The organism is Psychroserpens sp., from assembly GCF_036960315.1.
Taxonomy (GTDB): Bacteria; Bacteroidota; Bacteroidia; order Flavobacteriales; family Flavobacteriaceae; genus Psychroserpens.
Window position 1 is genome coordinate 367,954 of sequence record NZ_JBALVR010000001.1, and the last position, 18,614, is coordinate 386,567.

Consider the following 18,614-nt stretch of genomic DNA (forward strand, 5'->3'; position numbering starts at 1 on the left):
CTAGACTTATGCTTTGTCAGAGTATTTTGATGCATTTGTCAATAGAATACATGACTTTTCATAGTTGCCTTATTCAATGCAATAACGTAACTTCCCATAAAAAGTTAAAACTAACCAATCAATGAAAACATATATCATAGCCTTTTCGCTAATGGTTACAACATTAGTCTTTTCACAAACTAAAAAAATCTATAATATTGGTATTCTGCTTGATAATCAAACTTCAGAATCAAAGGTGCTTCTTTCAGCATTGCAAAACGAAATAAAGGCTGTTGTTGGAGAGGATGCTAGCATTAGTTTTTCTGAAGCGAACTTATTAGTTAATGACTTTAATTTAGAAAAAGCAGCGGCAAATTATAATACACTTTTAAGTAGTAACGCAGATATTATTCTTGCTTTTGGTTTAATAAACAATGTCGTTATTTCTAAATTAAAGACATACCAAAAACCCACTATTTTATTTGGATCAATTAATGAAGACTTCAACTATTTTGAAGTAGAGAAGGAAACGTCGGGAACCCCAAATTTTACATATTTAATTGTTCCACAGTCCTTTAAAAAAGATCTAAGTGCTTTAAAAGAACTCACAAGTTTTACTAAAGTGGGGATTGCTATAGAGGAAGGTTTAATAGATGTTTTGCCTTTTAAAGCCATATTTGATAAAGAAGCTGAAGCTTTAGGTGTTAGTTATAAAATAATTCCTTTCACCACCAGTGACGACATTACAAATGCGATTAGCAATGATATTGATGCGTTTTATTTAGCAAGTGGTTTTTTTCTGAATGAAAATGATATTGCTAAAATTGCAGCTAAGCTTATCGAAGAAAAAATCCCATCGTTTACTAACACTACAATTGATGATGTTAAAAATGGTTTAATGGCGACAAACAATTCTGAAGACAATCTACAGCAGTTTTTTAGACGTATTGCACTAAATGTAGAATCCTATGTTAATGGAGAAAATCTTTCAAACTCACCAGTATTTATTCAATATGACGATAAACTTACTGTAAATTATAATACGGCAGAAAGTGTTGGTATGTCTATAAAATATAGCTTAATAGCCAATACCAATTTTGTAGGAGATTTTGTAAATGTGCTTTCTAAAAAAAAATACAACCTACTAGATGTTATGAAAACAGTCGTAGGCGAAAATTTAAGTTTACAGTCTAGTAAAAAGGATATTGCATTAAGTGAGCAGGATGTGAAAACATCTAAAAGTAATTACTACCCAAGCGTGACTGCAAGTGCAAGTGGTACTTATGTGGATCCAAATTTAGCAGAAGTATCATTTGGTCAAGCTCCGGAGTTTTCAACTTCAGGTGCTATTACTTTAGAACAAACGTTGTTTTCTGAATCAGCAAATGCCAATATTACCATTCAAAAAGAATTATTAAAAGCGCAAAAAGAAGTCTACAATACAGATGAATTGGATGCGATATTTGATGTGTCAAACGTCTATTTCAATGCGTTAATCTTAAAAGCAAATTTGCAGATTCAGAGTCAGAATTTGAATCTAACAAAGAAGAATTTACAAATTGCAAAACAAAATTTTGAAGCTGGGCAATCAGGGAAATCAGATGTTTTACGATTCACAAGTGAGGCAGCACAAAACACGCAAGCACTAGTTGAAGCCGCAAACCAACTAGGACAAACCTATTTTGTGTTGAACCAATTACTTAACAATCCAATTAATTATGAAATTGATGTAAACGAAGCCGAATTAGGGGAAGGCATTTTAAAAAAATATAACTATCAGCAATTACGTGACCTTATAGATGACCCAAAACTACGAGAGCCATTTGTAGAATATTTAGTGAAGGTTGCGAAAGAAAACGCACCAGAAATAAAATCATTAGATTATAATTTGAAAGCCACCAAACGTAATATAGAACTTAACGGTTCTGGTCGTTTTTTACCAACCGTAGTATTACAAGCACAATATAATAATGAATTTAGTAGAAGTGGAAATGGAGTCGATTATTCGATGGCTGGCTATCCAACAAATGATTACTATGTTGGCGCAAGTCTTTCCATTCCAATTTTTAATAGGACACAAACCAATATTAATAAGCAAATTGCGACCATTCAACAAGACCAACTTAATATTAATAAAGACTATGTAGAATTAAGTATTGAAGCTAATGTTAATACTGCTATACTGGATTTAATTAACCAGATTGCCAATATTGAAATTTCAAAAGTATCTGAGGCTGCTGCCAAGGAAAGTTTAGAGCTCACACAAGTCTCTTATTCTAATGGTGCTGTAAATATTGTTCAACTACTAGATGCACAAAATAATTATTTGTCTGCACAACAAGCTCAAATAACTGCGGTATATAACTATTTGTTGAGTTCTATTCAGTTAGAGCGCTATCTAAGTCATTATTTTTTATTGCATTCACCAGAAGAAAATCTAGCTTTTATGCAAGCATTTAACGCGTATTTACAAAATAGAAACTAACACATAACCATTTTTTAAAATGAAAAATAAAATATTAACATTTGGATTACTTTTAGTTACCGTTTCTTTAATGTCTTGTAACGAAGAAAAGAAAGAGGAGAAGTCACCTGTACGTCCAGTGTCCTATCAAGAAGTTAGCTTTTTAGGAGGTGAAGCTAAACGTACCTTTAGTGGGACAGCCAATACGGATAAGGTTATAAATTTAAGCTTTAGAAATAATGGTATTATTACTGAGTTTAATTTAAAAATTGGTCAGACCGTAAAAAAAGGAGAGCTTTTGGCAAAGCTAGATAATGTGCAATCACGCCTTAATTATGAAAACTCATTGTCTTCATTAAACAGTGCGAAATCGCAAATGAACACAGCAAAATTAAGTCTAAATCGTGTGCGGTCACTTTATGAAAAAGGAAGCACATCCTTAAGTGATTATGAAGCTGCGAAGAACCAGTACAGAACTGCTGTTGATACTTTTGAATCGGCAAAGCGAAGTGTTGCTATTCAACAAGAACAAATCAGATATGGGTATATATACGCCTCAGAAAATGGAGTTATTGCTGCCGTTAATGCTGAAATTGATGAAAATGTAACTACAGGACAGAATATTGCTGTTTTAAATGCAGGTACAGATATGCAAATTGAGTTAGGTATCCCAGAGAATATGATCAATCAAGTGAAGAAGAATATGACTGTAGCTATTAACATGTCATCGATTAGGGATAAAACATTTAGCGGTAAAATAACCGAAGTTTCACCATCTATTGATCCAAATACATCAACATATCCAGTGCGTGTAAAAATCACAAATCCGACAAAGGAGATTAAATCTGGAATGGCAGCTAATGTGACGTTTGAGTTTGGAGAAAAACAAACAATAACCAAAATATTGGTGATTCCTGCAAAATCTGTAGGTGAAGATGCAAAAGGGAATTTTGTGTTTTTAATTGAAGAATCTGGCGAAAAAGTAATTGCCAAGAAACAACATATAAAAGTAGGTAAATTAAGTTCCGAAGGTTTTGCGGTAACATCAGGTTTGTCTGCAGGTCAAAAAATTGCGATTGCAGGTTTACAAACCTTACTTGACGGACAAGAGGTGAAGTTACAGTAGTTCTAAATAATTAAAATTGCACGCCTTGATTTTTGGGCTTATAAAAATATCAACCATCAAACTATGAATCTTACAAAGTTCTCCATAGAAAAAAACAGAATCACTTATATGGCTCTGGCTACTATTATGTTATTAGGTGTTTTTCTATACCAATCGTTACCAAGGGATAGTATGCCGCCAATGACGATTAGGGTCGCAACTATAGTATCTCAATTTCCAGGAGCTGGGCCAGAACGTGTTGAGGAATTGGTTACCGATAAAATTGAAAAAGTAGTTCAGGAATTGCCAGAATTAAAAGAAGTGACGAGTACCTCTAGAACAGGTATATCAGTAATAAGTGTGACACTTAAGGATGAAGTTACGCCAGAAAAATTACAAGGTGTTTGGGATAGATTGCGCCGCAAATTAGATGTTATTCAAGGCTTGCCAGCAAATGTAAATCCTAATTTAGATGATGATGGTATTGGTGATGTTTTTGGTATTGTTTTAGGTGTTACAAGTGATGGTTTTTCGTATGCCGAAATGAAAGAATATGTAGATGACATTAAAGATGATTTAATAAAATTAGATAATGCAGCTAAAGTTGAAATAGGAGGTGAACAAGATGAACGTATTTTTATAGAATTTGATGATTCTAGGTTGAAGGAGTATGGGCTTTCTGCTCAAAAATTAAGTGGTATTATTTCGGCACAAAATATTTTAAGTTCTGGTGGGCAAATTAATGTTGAAGACGAACGCATTGTTTTAGAGCCTACTGGGAATTTTGATTCACTTTCAGATATTCGCGACATGCTTATTCCAGTTGGAGATGGTAGTCAATTGGTCTATTTAAAAGATATTACCAACGTAAAAAAAGGATACATTTCTCCAGCAAAGCAAAAAGTAAGTGTTAATGGTATGGATGCAATTAGTTTGCATGTATCGCTAAAGGACGACGCCAATATTATCGCTTTAGGAGAAGAAGTAAACATAATAAAACAAAAATGGGAAGCCTTATTACCCGTTGGTTTAGAACTTCGTGCCTTATCATCAATGGATACCTATATAGATGAGAAGGTAGGCGCTTTCATGGTGAATCTTATGCAGGCGGTAATCATTGTATTAGTTGTTATGTTGTTCTTTTTAGGTTTTCGAACTGGATTAATAATTACCAGTTTAATTCCAATAGTAATTGTTACCACATTTATGATCATGGGGCTTATGAATATTGGTATTAATCAAGTGTCGTTAGCAGCACTAATTATGGCATTAGGAATGATGGTTGATAATGGTATTGTAGTAGCCGAAACTATCGTTGTAAAACTAGAAGAAGGCATCGATAGAAAAGAAGCTGCCATTCAAGCCTGTTCAGAATTATTTACACCACTTCTAATTTCAACACTAACAACAGCCGTAGCATTTTTGTCTTTTTATTTGGCAGAATCTGCAATGGGAGACATTGTTGGACCTATTTTTCTTGTGATAACAATTGCACTCATGTCCTCTTGGCTGATATCACTTACCATAATTACGTTACTGTCTTATTTATTTATGAAGGCTAAACCTAAAGATGCTAAAATGAGTCTCATTGATAAGTCAATTGAATGGTTAAAGGGATATTACAAGGATTTTATTTTAATAGCATTACGGAATAAAGTAAAAACAATGCTGTTTATAGTCGTTATGTTTGTAGTTGCCCTATTTGGCTTTACAAAAATTGAATTTTTATTCTTTCCAGATAGTGATAGAAATATGATTACGGTAGATATTAATTTGCCATTAGGAACAAAAATAGAACGAACCACACAAGTGGTATCTGATATTGAAGCTTTTATAACGGAAACATTAAAAACGTCTGAGGCAAAAACAGAGGGTATTGTTGATTGGTCGTCCTATATTGGTGAAGGTCCAGAGTCATATGATCAAGGGTATCAACCAGACGAAGCTAATTCAAGTTACGCCCATATTTTAGTAAATACTTCCAATTTTAAGGCTAATCAAGATATGATTAATCAATTGGATGCTTTTTGCTTTGGTAATTTTCCAAATGCCGATATTAAGATTGGTGCATTAGCATCTGGTGGTGGCGGAACTCCTATCGAAATTAAAGTCACTGGTGATAGCCCAGACCAGCTTTCTGCAATTGCTGAACAAATAAAATTAAAGCTAACTAGTATTTCAGGTACTAAGAATGTCAAAGATGATTGGGGACCAAAAACTAAAAAGTTTATTATAGATATTAACCAAATTAGAGCGCAAACAGCAGGCGTTTCTAGTCAAGATATTGCAACTTCATTACAGACCGTTTTAGATGGCTTTACTACAGGAGAATATAGAGAAGGAGATAAATCGATACCTATTGTGATGCGAAGCGATAAGAGCCAGCAACAAACCTTAGAATCTATTGAAACGCTTAATATTTTTTCACAGACTACTGGTAAAAATGTGCCATTACTACAAGTAGCAGCGATAAAACCTGTTTGGCAATATGCAAAGATAAAACGTTTAGATATTAACCGAACGATAACTATTTCAAGTGAGTTGCGTGAAAGCGGAAATGCCTCTGTAATAACCGCCGAAATTACACCTTGGTTAAACGAACAGACTGTAAAGTGGAGTCCTGGTTATAGTTATAAATTTGGTGGTGATGCCGAGAATACAGCCGAAAATATGGGTGCCGTAATTAAATATTTACCACTTTGTGGTTTTATCATTATGTTGTTATTGATAATACAATTTAACTCGTTCAGGAAAATGATAATGGTGTATTGTACTATTCCATTAGCTATTATTGGAGTCGTTATTGGTTTATTAGTTTTTCAGGAACCTTTTGGTTTTATGCCCTTTTTAGGAGTCATAGCATTGGCAGGAATTATCATTAATAATGCAATTGTATTAATTGACAGAATGGAGATTGAACAAAACGTACTGAAGAGAAAAGAAGAAGACTCAGTGATTACAGCTTGTCTACAACGCTTTAGACCAATTCTATTAGCTACATTTACAACTGTTTTAGGTTTAATTCCGCTATATTTAACTGGAGGAGAGATGTGGGAAGGTATGGCTGTTTCAATTATGATAGGTTTGCTTTTTGGTACTGTAATTACGCTATTTTTTATTCCAATATTTTATAGTATTCTGTTTAGAGTTAATTACAAAGAGTACGAATTTGACGAGTCTATAATGGATGATTAAATATAAAAAATGTTAGATAAACTCTATCCATATCGGTTTGAATTATTCTTTGCTACACAACTAACAGTATTGTTTGGTTCTATCATTATCCCAAATGCCTTATTTGAAAATTGGATGACACCAATTTTATTGACTGGTAATCTTGTGTTTGGTGTAGTATTGGTTTCAAAGAATAAATACCTATTTCGATTTTTACTCACATTTCTGATTATAACAGCTCTAATTGTAGTTGTTGGCATGCTAGATCCAGATATTGATAAAAACTTTGATTACTTAAAGTTGGGATCTTATTTTTTGTTTTATGTAATTGTAACATGGGAAATCATAAAACAAGTTTGGAAAGCCAAAGTCATAGGTAAAAATGTCATTTTAGGTGTAATTAGTGGCTATATTTCATTGGGATTTCTTGCCTTTTTTTTGTGTTTAACCATTGAGGTTATCGATCCCAATTCATTTTCCGGTTTAGTTGGTTCTGGGGCGGCAAATGGTGACATAACAGAGCAGCTTATGTATTATAGTTACATAACACTAATGACTATAGGGTACGGAGATATTTTACCTGTGACTCCAATTGCGCAAAAAGCAGCAATGTTTATTGGTTTGATTGGACAATTTTATTTGGTAATCATAACAGCGGTTGTTGTCGGAAAGTATATTCAGTATAATAATAATAAAGATTAAACTATTTCAAGCTTAATTTATATAAATTTCCACCCACACTTTTAGTTCTTTCATCAGTAATTAAAACTTCATTTGGACCAATAAAGTTGATTCCTTCTTTTTGAGAATCATGGTCAAATTCAATCGCTTCAATTGTTCCGCTGAAGAAATCTTCAGAAGTAAAATCAGTTAGTTTCCATAACCTATTATGATTAAGTAGAAGAACTGTCTTGCCATCATCGCTAATATCTGCAGAAGTGACTTTCGTGCTTTTGCCTTCTAGTTTAAACTCAGAAATAAATTCAGCAACATGATCACCTATTTGGTTGGGTACTTTATAAAGTTTGCATTTTTTATGTGTTTTGCTAAACAGATAGAACGCGTTATTATAAAGAAAAAAAGATTCAAAGTCTTCAGATTTTATATCCTTTGGAAGTTTGAAACTAATTACTTCAGCATTAGCAGAAGCCCCGGCATTTTCAGGTGTTGTTACTTTATATATGGCATAGTTTTTTCGTTTCTTACTATTGTTTCCAAAATCACCGATATAGATATTTCCGTTGATATCTGAAGTTAGATCTTCCCAATCAATATTTTGAATATTACCAATGCTAATATCCTTAATGATATCACCTTTGGCATTTAATCCATACAAATTGTTTTTGTTCCCCGCATCTTCAATTACCCATAGCAGATCAGAAGTTATTGTTTTCTCAATCGCTGAGGTTTCTTTTATGCTAGCAGGTAAGTCGGCTATAACAGTAAGCTTACCAGAATCGCATGAGCTAGCTAATGCAATTGAAAGAAAAACCAGATTAAAATAATGAGACATGAATGATAGATTTTAGGTAAATTAATGCGTTTTTCTTCGGAATCAAAAATCAAAACTCATAAAGCTATTATAAAAATTGATTTGATGCTTTTTCTTATCTGAAATTAATACTTTTATATCGTATGCAAAAACCACTTAAAATAGACTATGAAACAGTATAATGTTATTGTAGTTGGAGGAGGAGCAGCAGGATTTTTTGCTGCTATTAATATCGCTGAACAAAATTCTAATTTGAAAGTCGCTATTCTCGAACGCGGAAAAGAAGGACTCCAAAAGGTGAAAATCTCTGGAGGCGGACGCTGTAATGTGACGCATGCCGAATTTATCCCTTCAGAACTTGTATTGAACTATCCAAGAGGTGAAAAAGAGCTCTTGGGACCCTTTCATCAATTTATGACAGGTGATACCATTCAATGGTTTGAAGATAGGGGAGTGGCATTAAAAATTGAAGAAGACGGTAGAATGTTTCCTATAACGAATAGTTCAAAAACTATAATCGATTGCTTTCTCAATGAAGCCAAAAAACATAAGGTTGACGTCTTATATAATCACGCCTTGAAATCTGTTACTAAGTCAGATGAAAAGTGGCTATTAGAAACGTCTCAAGGCGATTTTTTAGCAGATAAAATTATGATGGCAACTGGAAGTAATCCTAAAATTTGGAAACTACTAGAAGATCTAGGTCATACCATTTCTCAGCCTGTTCCATCGTTGTTTACTTTTGATATCAAAGATGAACGTATTGCAGATATTCCGGGCGTTGTAGCATTAGATGTTGAAGTTAAAGTCGTCGATACGAATCTTTGGAGTGAAGGTCCTTTGCTCATCACTCACGTAGGAATGAGTGCTCCATCCATTTTAAAACTATCGGCTTTTGGAGCGATTGAATTGGCTAAACGCGATTATAAATTTCAAATTGAGGTCAACTTTATTAAGCAACCTTTTCAAGATTGTATGGAGACTTTAAAACAGTTGAAGCAAGATTTAGCTAAGAAAACGGTATTCAAATCGGCGCAGTTTGAACTACCAAAGCGCTTATGGCAAAAACTCGTATTGGCCTCACAAATGACGGATGAAACACGCTGGGCAGATCTTAGTAAGTCTCAAACCGAACAATTAGCCTCGCAATTGACAAAAGCTATTTTTAATGTGAGTGGAAAAAGTACATTTAAAGAAGAATTCGTTACTGCAGGAGGCATTAATTTAAAAGAAGTCAATTTCAAAACCTTCGAAAGTAAGCACCATAAACATCTATATTTTGCCGGTGAAATATTAAATATTGATGCAGTGACTGGTGGATTTAATTTTCAGAATGCATGGTCAGGTGCCTATATTGCTGCTAAACACATGTCACAATCATGAATACATATATTGTGCTTTTAAGAGGAATTAACGTTGGTGGACACAAAAAAGTTCCTATGGCTGAGTTAAGAGAATTACTGGCTAAAACAGGTTTTGAAACAGTAAAAACCTATATTCAAAGTGGCAATGTGATTCTGCAATCTTTGGAAAAGAAAAATGCCACAATAGAAAGCACCGTTCATGTGGCGATTAAATCCCATTTCGGATTTGAAGTTCCGGTAATTGCTAGAACTAGAGGCGAATTGCAATTAATTTTTGATACCTGCCCATTTTCCGAGGAAAAAAAAGAGAACAGTTATTTTACTTTGCTTAATACTATTCCTGATGCTAACTTGGTTAAAGGAGTTGCGCAAATTACTTATGAGGACGAAGAATTTCAAATTATAAATGATTGTCTATATTTTTATGCGTCTAAAGGTTATGGTCAGGCAAAATTTAATATGAATTCGTTTGAGAAAAAATTAGAGGTGAAAGCGACATCGAGAAACTATAAAACAATGGTAAAATTACTAGCAATGTCTTCGGAAAATTAAAAAGACCATTAGATATTTCTTATTTTTGCTAAACATAAACTAATAATTTTAAAAGTCTGTTTTAAACAGTCTTTGTCGTTAGAAGATTAATTCATGACAGAAGAACATTTTATTCCTAAAACCTATTCAAAAACTCTAGAAAACGGAAGTTTCACATGGTCGTCTCCTAGTAATATTGCTTTAGTAAAGTATTGGGGAAAAAAGGAACATCAAATTCCGGAAAACCCATCTGTCAGTTTTACACTTGACTATTGCAAAACAACAACAACGCTTAGTTTTTCTAAAAAAGAAAACAATGATACCTTTTCTTTTGATGTGTTTTTAGAGAATGAACAGAAGGACGATTTCAAACCAAAAATAGAAACGTTTTTTAAGCGCATTGAAAGTTATATGCCTTTTTTAAAAGATTATCATTTCAAAATAGAAACGTCAAATTCTTTCCCACATAGTTCCGGAATTGCATCATCAGCCTCTGGTATGAGTGCTTTGGCATTATGTTTAATGAGTGTAGAACAGTCATTGGGTGAAGTCGAAGTGACCGAAGCCTACTTTAACCAAAAAGCATCATTTTTATCACGATTAGGATCTGGAAGTGCATGTCGTAGTATTGAAGGCGATGTAATTGTTTGGGGAACACATCAAGAGATTGATGGAAGCTCAGATTTTTTCGGAATCAAATATCCATTTGATGTTCACCAAAATTTCAAGAATTATCAAGACAGCATCCTTTTGGTTGATAAAGGCGAAAAGCAGGTGAGCAGTACTGTTGGTCATAACTTGATGCATGACCATCCGTTTGCAGAACGCCGTTTTGAACAGGCGCATGAGAATATGTCAAAGCTCATTTCAATATTCAAAACTGGAGATCTGGATGCGTTTATCAAAATAGTAGAAAGTGAAGCATTGACCTTGCATGCGATGATGATGACGAGTATGCCTTATTTTATTTTGATGAAGCCAAATACCTTAGAAATTATCAATAAAATTTGGGCTTACAGAATTGAAACTAATTCAAAAGTCTGTTTTACATTAGATGCAGGAGCCAATGTACATGTCTTATATCCAGAAAGTGAAAAAGAAAGTGTAATGGAATTCATTAAAAATGAATTGGTTACCCATTGTCAAAACGAACATTATATTAGTGACCAAATTGGGTTTGGCGCGAACCAAATACAATTATAATACGTATATTTGTTATAGGAATTGCCCGAAATATATGAAAGGACCTCTTTTTTACTCAAAAATCTTACTCTTTGGTGAGTACGGAATCATCAAAGATTCTAAAGGTTTATCTATCCCTTACAATTTTTATAATGGCGCTTTAAAGACTGATGAAAATCCGTCACAAGAGGCTATAAAATCTAATGAAAGTTTAAAACAATTTGTATCTTATTTAAGAGGTATTGATGATGAGTTGGTGACTTTCGATATGGAGACTTTAGCCAGTGATGTGGAAGCAGGAATGTACTTTGATTCTTCAATTCCTCAAGGTTATGGTGTTGGAAGTAGTGGTGCTTTAGTTGCTGCGATTTACGATAAATATGCTCATGATAAAATTACGGTTTTAGAAAACTTAACGAGAGAAAAGTTATTAAAACTGAAAGTAATCTTTTCTGAAATGGAATCGTTTTTTCATGGAAAATCATCTGGATTAGATCCTTTGAATAGCTATTTGAGTATTCCAATTTTGATTAATTCAAAAGATAATATCGAAGCAACTGGAATTCCAGCTCAACAAACCGAAGGTAAAGGTGCGGTATTTTTATTAGACTCTGGTATTATTGGTGAAACCGCTCCAATGGTTCGTATTTTTATGGAAAACATGAAGCAAGAAGGTTTCAGAAGTATGCTTAAAGATCAGTTTATTAAACATACTGATGCTTGTGTGGATGATTTCCTGAAAGGTGATGTTAAATCATTGTTCAAAAACACAAAACAGTTATCTAAAGTGGTATTGAACCATTTTAAACCTATGATTCCGAAGCAATTTCATGAACTATGGAAAAAAGGAATTGAAACCAACGAATACTATCTTAAACTTTGTGGCTCTGGAGGTGGAGGTTACATCTTAGGTTTTACAGAAGATATAGAAACTGCCAAACAATCTCTTTCAGGGTATAAGCTAGAAGTGGTTTACAACTTCTAAAAGCCCTTAAAATAATCCTATTCAATGATTATAACATACTAAACGATAAACTAGCATGTTATTTAATTCACTAGAGTTTGCTATTTTTTTACCTTTCATTTTTCTCTTGTATTGGTTTATCGCGCCAAAGCGTGTAAAGTTTCAAAACATACTTATCTTAATTTCGAGTTATGTATTCTATGGTTGGTGGGATTGGCGATTTTTATTTTTAATTCTATTTAGTTCGATTGTAGATTATGCAATTGGTCTTCAACTTCAGAAAACAACGCAAGAGAGACAGCGCAAACAATTACTCTGGTTGAGTATTTTAGTCAATATAGGTGTGCTTGCACTTTTTAAATACTATAATTTCTTTGCTCAAAACTTTGTTGAAGCTTTTACATTATTTGGGAAATCAATTAGTTTGGATAGTTTAGACATTATACTCCCGGTTGGTATAAGTTTTTACACCTTTCAAAGTTTAAGTTATAGCATAGACGTGTATAGAAGAAAACTCGAGCCTACAAAAGATTGGTTGTCGTTTTTATGTTATGTTAGTTTCTTTCCACAGTTAGTTGCAGGACCTATTGAACGTGCTAAAAATTTATTACCACAGTTTTATGAGCTTCGGAAATTTAACTACAAGCAAGCAACAGATGGTATACGACAAATGCTTTGGGGGTTTTTTAAAAAGATGGTTGTTGCAGACAATTGTGCCAGATATGTAACACTCATTTTTGATGGTGCCGATGACTTATCTGGAAGCACACTATTATTGGGAGCTGTATTATTCTCTTTTCAAATTTATGGTGATTTTTCGGGCTATTCGGATATTGCAATTGGTAGTGCGAAACTCTTTGGTTTCAACTTTAAACAAAACTTTGCAGTCCCTTATTTCTCAAGAAATATAGCCGAGTTTTGGAGACGATGGCATATCTCTTTATCAACATGGTTTAGAGATTATCTTTACATCCCTTTAGGTGGAAACAGAGGTTCAAAAATTCATGTCTTAAGAAATATATTTATCATATTTATTGTGAGTGGCTTCTGGCATGGTGCTAATTGGACGTTTATATTTTGGGGATTTTTACATGCTCTGTTTTTTGTGCCATTATTTTTGTTTAAGGCGAATCGAAAGTATTTGAATGTCGCATCACAAGGTCGGTTTCTGCCAAAACCTAAAGAATTATTATCAATCCTTTATACGTTTACTATTGTGACCTTAGCTTGGGTTTTCTTCAGAGCAGAGAGCCTTAGCGAAGCATTTGCATATTTTAAGACCATTTTCTCAGCTTCCTTAATTTCAAAGCCAGCTTTTATTTTTGAACCGAAAATGGTTATTAGCCTCTTTTTTATAGGCGTGTTATTATGTCTAGATTGGTTAGGTAGAGAAAATAACCATACCTTAGAACATATAAATAAACGATTTTCAAAACCAATACGATATACATTTTATTATCTGTTGGTCATGATTATATTTTTATTCGGAGTTAGAGATCAAACCTTTATATACTTCCAATTTTAAAAAAAAGACTTGAAAAGATTTTTAATTAAAATAACAATATTTGGTGTAGTGATACTATCTAGTATGCTGTTAGTGTTCTTAAATGCAGATGGTAAATCAGACCCATTTTATAAAAAGTTTACGACAAGTAAGCAATCTTCATTATTTCTGGGTTCATCAAGAGTTGCTCATGGTATAATTCCTTCGGTGATAAATAATGAATTAAAAGAGATAAAGAGCTATAATTATGCTTTTACGTACAATACAAGTGGTTATGGTCCAACCTATTTAAACAGTATCAAGCGAAAGTTGGACACGACAGTTAAAGACCAAATATTTATTTTAGGAGTGAACCCTTGGGCGTTGTCAAATAATAGTGAAGACCCTAATGATCTTGATCTGTTTTTAGAAAAAAACAGTTTTTTAGGAACATTAACAACGGTCAATTCTAATCCTAATTTTAACTATTTAATTCATAATTATTCTGAGCCATATATTAAGATTTTATATAATAGAACACCATTTATTGTAGATGACGATGGTTATTTAAAGTTAATATTACCCCTGACTGCTAAGCGAGCTTTGGAAAAGGAACAAGAATCTATTGCCAATTTCACTGAGGTTTCAAATGATTACTTGTTTTCAACATTGCGATTGTCTTATTTAAAAGAAACTATTTTATATTTAAAACCTTATGGTGATGTCTATGTGTTAAGGATGCCAATTGGCAAAGGTTTATTTAATGTTGAAAAAGAATTCATGCCAAATTTTGATGAAATGATGCATGATTTAACTAGTGAAATGAATATTTCATATCTAAATTTTACAAATGAAGTTAACGATTATCATTACATTGATGGTCATCATTTATTCCCTGAATCTGCAAATAAGCTATCTTTAGAAATTGCAACGAGAATTAAACCATTAAATCAATAACTTGAGCTCTCTTTTTTCAAGAAAACAAAAGCATATCTTACTGAAGTTTTTCAGCATGTTTTCTGTGGTTCGTGGTTACAACATTCTTATTGTTGTTATTGCACAATACCTGGCTTCTATCTATATTTTAGCACATAATAAGCCTTTAAAAAAAGTGCTTTTTGATATTAACTTGTTACTATTGGTTTTGGCTTCTGCAGCAACAATAGCAGCGGGATATATCATTAATAATTTTTACGATTCTGAAAAGGACCTAATTAATCGTCCTAATAAGTCTAAACTTGACCGCTTGATTAGTCAAAACACTAAGCTCTCGTTTTATTTCGTGCTCAATTTTTCGGCAGTCGTGATGGCGAGTTATGTGTCGTTTAATGCAGTGTTGTTTTTTTCGTTTTATATCTTCGGAATATGGTTTTATTCACATAAGCTGAAAAAACTTCCGTTTATTGGAAATCTAACCTCTGCAGTATTAACCATATTACCATTCTTTGCTATTTTCCTTTATTACAAAAACTTTGAATCGGTTATTTTTGTTCATGCTGTTTTCTTGTTTTTAATGATTTCCATGCGCGAATTGACAAAGGATTTGGAAAACATGAAAGGCGATTTGTTACTGAATTATAAAACCATACCAGTCATTTATGGAGAAAAAGCTTCAAAGATTGTGCTCTCGATTTTAATCGTATTAACAAGTATACCTGTGTATTTGTTACTGAATCACTTCGATGTTGGTCACATGTATTTATTTTTCTATCTCTCTGTAGTTTTACTTTTCATTTTTCTACTATTACTTTGGAAATCTAAAACCAAAACCCACTATTTAATACTGCATAATATTCTGAAATTTATTATCGTAGCTGGTGTATTTTGCATTGTTCTAATTAATATCAATGTTGTTTTAAATCGGATTTAAATGAATCACATGCTTAAAGTTGCACTTGCTCAAATAGCACCTGTTTGGTTAAATAAGAAGGAAACGCTTAAGAAAGTCGAAAAGGCGATCGTAGACGCTTCAAAAGAAAACGCTGAACTGATTGTTTTTGGAGAAGGTTTGGTGCCAGGATATCCGTTTTGGTTAGCTTTAACAGGAGGCGCTGAATGGAACACCAAAGTGAATAAAGAATTACATGCGCATTATGTTAGCAACTCTATAACCATTGAAAAGGGAGATTTAGATGCTATTTGTGTATTGGCAAAGCTACACAGTATGGCAGTTTATTTAGGAATTATTGAGCGTCCGCTTGATCGTGGTGGTCATAGCGTTTATGCATCGTTGGTGTATATTGATCAACAAGGTAAGATCCAATCTGTTCACCGAAAATTGCAACCTACCTATGACGAACGTCTCACTTGGGCTCCAGGTGATGGCAACGGTTTACAGGTTCATGCGCTTAAAGAATTTACAGTTGGTGGATTAAATTGTTGGGAAAACTGGATGCCATTACCAAGAGCTGCACTTTATGGTTTAGGGGAGAATTTACACATAGCTGTATGGCCTGGAAGTGATCACAACACTAAAGATATCACACGTTTTATCGCAAGAGAGTCGCGTTCTTATGTGATTTCGGTATCGAGTTTAATGACTACCGATGATTTTCCGAAGGACACACCACACCTAAATCGTATTCTAGACAAAGCTCCTAAGATTCTATCCAACGGAGGAAGCTGTATTGCTGGACCAGATGGCGAATGGATTATAGAACCAGTATTGCACAAAGAAGGTTTGATTTATCATACTATAGATTTTAATCGTGTACTTGAAGAACGCCAGAGTTTTGATCCTGTAGGGCATTACTCAAGACCAGATGTCACACAATTAAGAGTTAATCGTGAACGTCAATCTACGACTAAATTTGTAGATTAATTCAACTAATATAGTACCTTTGCGCAAAATTTACTTATCATGAGCAGACAGCAAGGAAAGAAAGGAAAAGGAAGCAGTAAGCCTACTAATAAAAAATCAGGTAGAAGACGCGACGATGCAATTGATAAAAGTTCTGCTCGGGAAAATACACCTATTAAGAAAAAGGAGTCTAAACCTTCAGCACCAAAGAAGCCTTCTAATCCTGATGAAATTAGATTAAATAAATATATATCCAATTCTGGTGTATGTTCTCGTAGAGATGCAGACATGCATATTGCGGTTGGCAGTATCACTGTTAATGGAAAAATAATCAATGAAATGGGCTACAAAGTGAAACTTGATGATGAAGTTCGTTTTGATGGTGCTCGAATAAATCCTGAGAAAAAAACTTATGTATTGCTAAATAAACCGAAGGGTTTTGCAACAACGACAAGTGACAGTAAAGGAAAAACAGTTATGGATCTTGTTGCTAATTCAACAACTGCTCGTATAAAACCAATTGGAAGATTAGGTAGAGGTTCAACGGGATTATTACTGTTCACTAATGATGATGTGATTGTGAAAAAATTCACTAATTCTAAAACTGGTGTGTCTCGATTATTTGAAATTGAATTGGATAAAGATTTGAAACATGAGGATTTCAAAAAAATTCAAGAAGGGATTAAGCCAATGGGTAAACTAGTAGCAGTTGAAGAAATTAGCTACATTGATGGAGCTCCTAAAACTCAGATAGGACTTAGAATTAAAAACACAGGAAATTCTATTTTACATACTATTTTTGATCATCTTAAATATGAAATTGTACGTGTAGACTGTGTTCAAATAGGTCATCTTACTAAAAAGGATTTACCTCGTGGCCACTGGAAACATCTCACAGAGCTAGAGGTGAGTAATTTACAGATGCTGTAGGTTACTTTATACAACAGAGAGAAGGGCTTAATGGCCTGATTTAATGTGTTTGTGTATTGGTTATAGTTGTTTTTTTAGCTGGTGCTTTTCTAAAACTAATTTACTAAATATAAAAGCATAGTGATTTAAACTCACCCTTTCACCTTAACAGTATACGTAGAAATAAGATCTTCACCAATATAAAGGTGCACATCATAAAAGCCTTTGGTGTCAAATTGCTGTTCTAAGATAAGGGATCGATTTTCTATTTTGGTAGATGTAGGTTGTGTTTTTCTGTTCGTATGGCCATTATCAATTAAAAACGTAATTTGGTCTAAATCTACTGGTTTTTGAAGCTTGTATTTAAATATCACCTTTTCATTTTTCTGTATCGAATGATGCATTTGTTTGGGTGCATCATGAACAGTTAAATTGGTATAAGCCTTACCGTAAAGTATTGGCGCAGCTAAAAATTCATCAAAAGAAGGCGATTCTTCTTCTTCTAAAAGTGACCACTTTTTATCTATGGGGAAATGATTAATGGAAAAGAGCTTCGGATTGGTAAGAAAGTATCCATCATTATACTGAAATGAAAACGCATTAGTTTCAGGGTCTGGGATACCACTTGCCCAAGTTGGATCACAGAGATACCATTTGTTATTTAATTTAATGGCATTCCAAGAGTGATTTGGAGGATCGGATTCTTTAATATTCGTGGTGCTTGTTTTGCCAAAGCCATGTACGATCTCGCAATTGAGATTCGCCAATTTTGAAAGTTCTTGTACAATATAAGCATAGCCTGTACAAATCGTTTTTTCCTGTTTAAGAAGTTTCCGAAATATCTCTTTCTTAAAACGGTTATTCCAAGCCTCAAGTTTGAGAGTATCGTTTTTAAATCTCGTTTTTTTTCTTTTATTTCTTAAATAGAGATTATAGTCGTTTGCAATATTAGAGCAAACCCACTTATAAATGGCTCTAAAGCGCTCAACATCTGTAGTTAAATCTTCGGTTAGCTTATAGGCTAATTGAGGTAAATTATCAAGCCCTTCATCTTTGCACGCCACCGCTAGACTATCTGCTTTTTTAAAATCAATATTTTTAAAATCGGATAGTTGCGCATGAGATTGGAATACAACTATGAAGAGCAATAAGTATCTCATTGTTTCT

At 33.5% G+C, this 18,614-nt stretch carries 15 protein-coding genes; 13 read left to right on the plus strand and 2 right to left on the minus strand.

Annotated features, from left to right (window positions below; translation table 11 throughout):
• The first annotated feature begins 121 nt into the window (after nucleotides 1-121).
• The 4 genes from V7719_RS01640 (at nucleotide 122) to V7719_RS01655 (ending at nucleotide 7,424) form a co-directional block, all read left to right on the plus strand.
• Nucleotides 122-2,464, plus strand: coding sequence for a TolC family protein (locus V7719_RS01640; protein WP_335728114.1), 2,343 nt, complete (start codon nucleotides 122-124; stop codon nucleotides 2,462-2,464).
• 19 nt (nucleotides 2,465-2,483) lie between these two features.
• Nucleotides 2,484-3,569: an efflux RND transporter periplasmic adaptor subunit gene (locus tag V7719_RS01645; RefSeq protein WP_335728115.1), complete on the plus strand. Its 1,086-nt coding sequence runs from the start codon at nucleotides 2,484-2,486 to the stop codon at nucleotides 3,567-3,569.
• Between the two features lie 63 nt (nucleotides 3,570-3,632).
• The gene (locus tag V7719_RS01650) at nucleotides 3,633-6,743 is read left to right on the plus strand and encodes an efflux RND transporter permease subunit (protein WP_335728116.1); all 3,111 of its coding nucleotides are present in this window, start codon (nucleotides 3,633-3,635) and stop codon (nucleotides 6,741-6,743) included.
• Nucleotides 6,744-6,752: 9 nt separating this feature from the next.
• The gene (locus tag V7719_RS01655) at nucleotides 6,753-7,424 is read left to right on the plus strand and encodes an ion channel (protein ID WP_335728117.1); all 672 of its coding nucleotides are present in this window, start codon (nucleotides 6,753-6,755) and stop codon (nucleotides 7,422-7,424) included.
• Nucleotide 7,425: 1 nt separating this feature from the next.
• Here V7719_RS01655 and V7719_RS01660 read toward each other — a convergent pair whose 3' ends face one another.
• The gene (locus V7719_RS01660; RefSeq protein WP_335728118.1) at nucleotides 7,426-8,235 is read right to left on the minus strand and encodes a hypothetical protein; all 810 of its coding nucleotides are present in this window, start codon (nucleotides 8,233-8,235) and stop codon (nucleotides 7,426-7,428) included.
• Between the two features lie 147 nt (nucleotides 8,236-8,382).
• Here V7719_RS01660 and V7719_RS01665 point away from each other — a divergent pair, with 147 nt between their 5' ends.
• The 9 genes from V7719_RS01665 to V7719_RS01705 all read left to right on the plus strand — a co-directional run bounded on the left by V7719_RS01665 (nucleotide 8,383) and on the right by V7719_RS01705 (nucleotide 17,468).
• Nucleotides 8,383-9,597 carry an NAD(P)/FAD-dependent oxidoreductase gene (locus tag V7719_RS01665; protein ID WP_335728119.1) on the plus strand — a complete coding sequence of 405 codons (1,215 nt, stop codon included), beginning with the start codon at nucleotides 8,383-8,385 and terminating at the stop codon, nucleotides 9,595-9,597.
• Nucleotides 9,594-10,130 (plus strand): DUF1697 domain-containing protein, encoded by a 537-nt coding sequence (locus V7719_RS01670; protein ID WP_335728120.1) that lies wholly within the window; start codon nucleotides 9,594-9,596, stop codon nucleotides 10,128-10,130. The genes V7719_RS01665 and V7719_RS01670 overlap by 4 nt, the downstream gene beginning before the upstream one ends.
• 93 nt (nucleotides 10,131-10,223) lie before the next feature.
• Nucleotides 10,224-11,312, plus strand: coding sequence for a diphosphomevalonate/mevalonate 3,5-bisphosphate decarboxylase family protein (locus V7719_RS01675; RefSeq protein ID WP_335728121.1), 1,089 nt, complete (start codon nucleotides 10,224-10,226; stop codon nucleotides 11,310-11,312).
• A gap of 34 nt (nucleotides 11,313-11,346) precedes the next feature.
• Nucleotides 11,347-12,276, plus strand: a complete 930-nt coding sequence (locus V7719_RS01680) for a mevalonate kinase family protein (protein WP_335728122.1) — start codon at nucleotides 11,347-11,349, stop codon at nucleotides 12,274-12,276.
• A gap of 55 nt (nucleotides 12,277-12,331) precedes the next feature.
• Nucleotides 12,332-13,780 carry an MBOAT family O-acyltransferase gene (locus tag V7719_RS01685; RefSeq protein ID WP_335728123.1) on the plus strand — a complete coding sequence of 483 codons (1,449 nt, stop codon included), beginning with the start codon at nucleotides 12,332-12,334 and terminating at the stop codon, nucleotides 13,778-13,780.
• A gap of 9 nt (nucleotides 13,781-13,789) precedes the next feature.
• Nucleotides 13,790-14,695: a hypothetical protein gene (locus V7719_RS01690; RefSeq protein ID WP_335728124.1), complete on the plus strand. Its 906-nt coding sequence runs from the start codon at nucleotides 13,790-13,792 to the stop codon at nucleotides 14,693-14,695.
• A gap of 55 nt (nucleotides 14,696-14,750) precedes the next feature.
• Nucleotides 14,751-15,608 (plus strand): geranylgeranylglycerol-phosphate geranylgeranyltransferase, encoded by an 858-nt coding sequence (locus V7719_RS01695; RefSeq protein ID WP_335728506.1) that lies wholly within the window; start codon nucleotides 14,751-14,753, stop codon nucleotides 15,606-15,608.
• Nucleotides 15,609-16,559: a carbon-nitrogen hydrolase family protein gene (locus V7719_RS01700; RefSeq protein ID WP_335728125.1), complete on the plus strand. Its 951-nt coding sequence runs from the start codon at nucleotides 15,609-15,611 to the stop codon at nucleotides 16,557-16,559.
• Between the two features lie 39 nt (nucleotides 16,560-16,598).
• Nucleotides 16,599-17,468 carry a pseudouridine synthase gene (locus V7719_RS01705; RefSeq protein ID WP_335728126.1) on the plus strand — a complete coding sequence of 290 codons (870 nt, stop codon included), beginning with the start codon at nucleotides 16,599-16,601 and terminating at the stop codon, nucleotides 17,466-17,468.
• Between the two features lie 131 nt (nucleotides 17,469-17,599).
• Here the strand turns inward: V7719_RS01705 and V7719_RS01710 are convergent, their stop codons facing one another.
• A complete protein-coding gene (locus V7719_RS01710; RefSeq protein WP_335728127.1) occupies nucleotides 17,600-18,607 on the minus strand; it encodes a transglutaminase domain-containing protein in 1,008 nt (335 codons plus the stop codon).
• Nucleotides 18,608-18,614 lie beyond the last annotated feature (7 nt).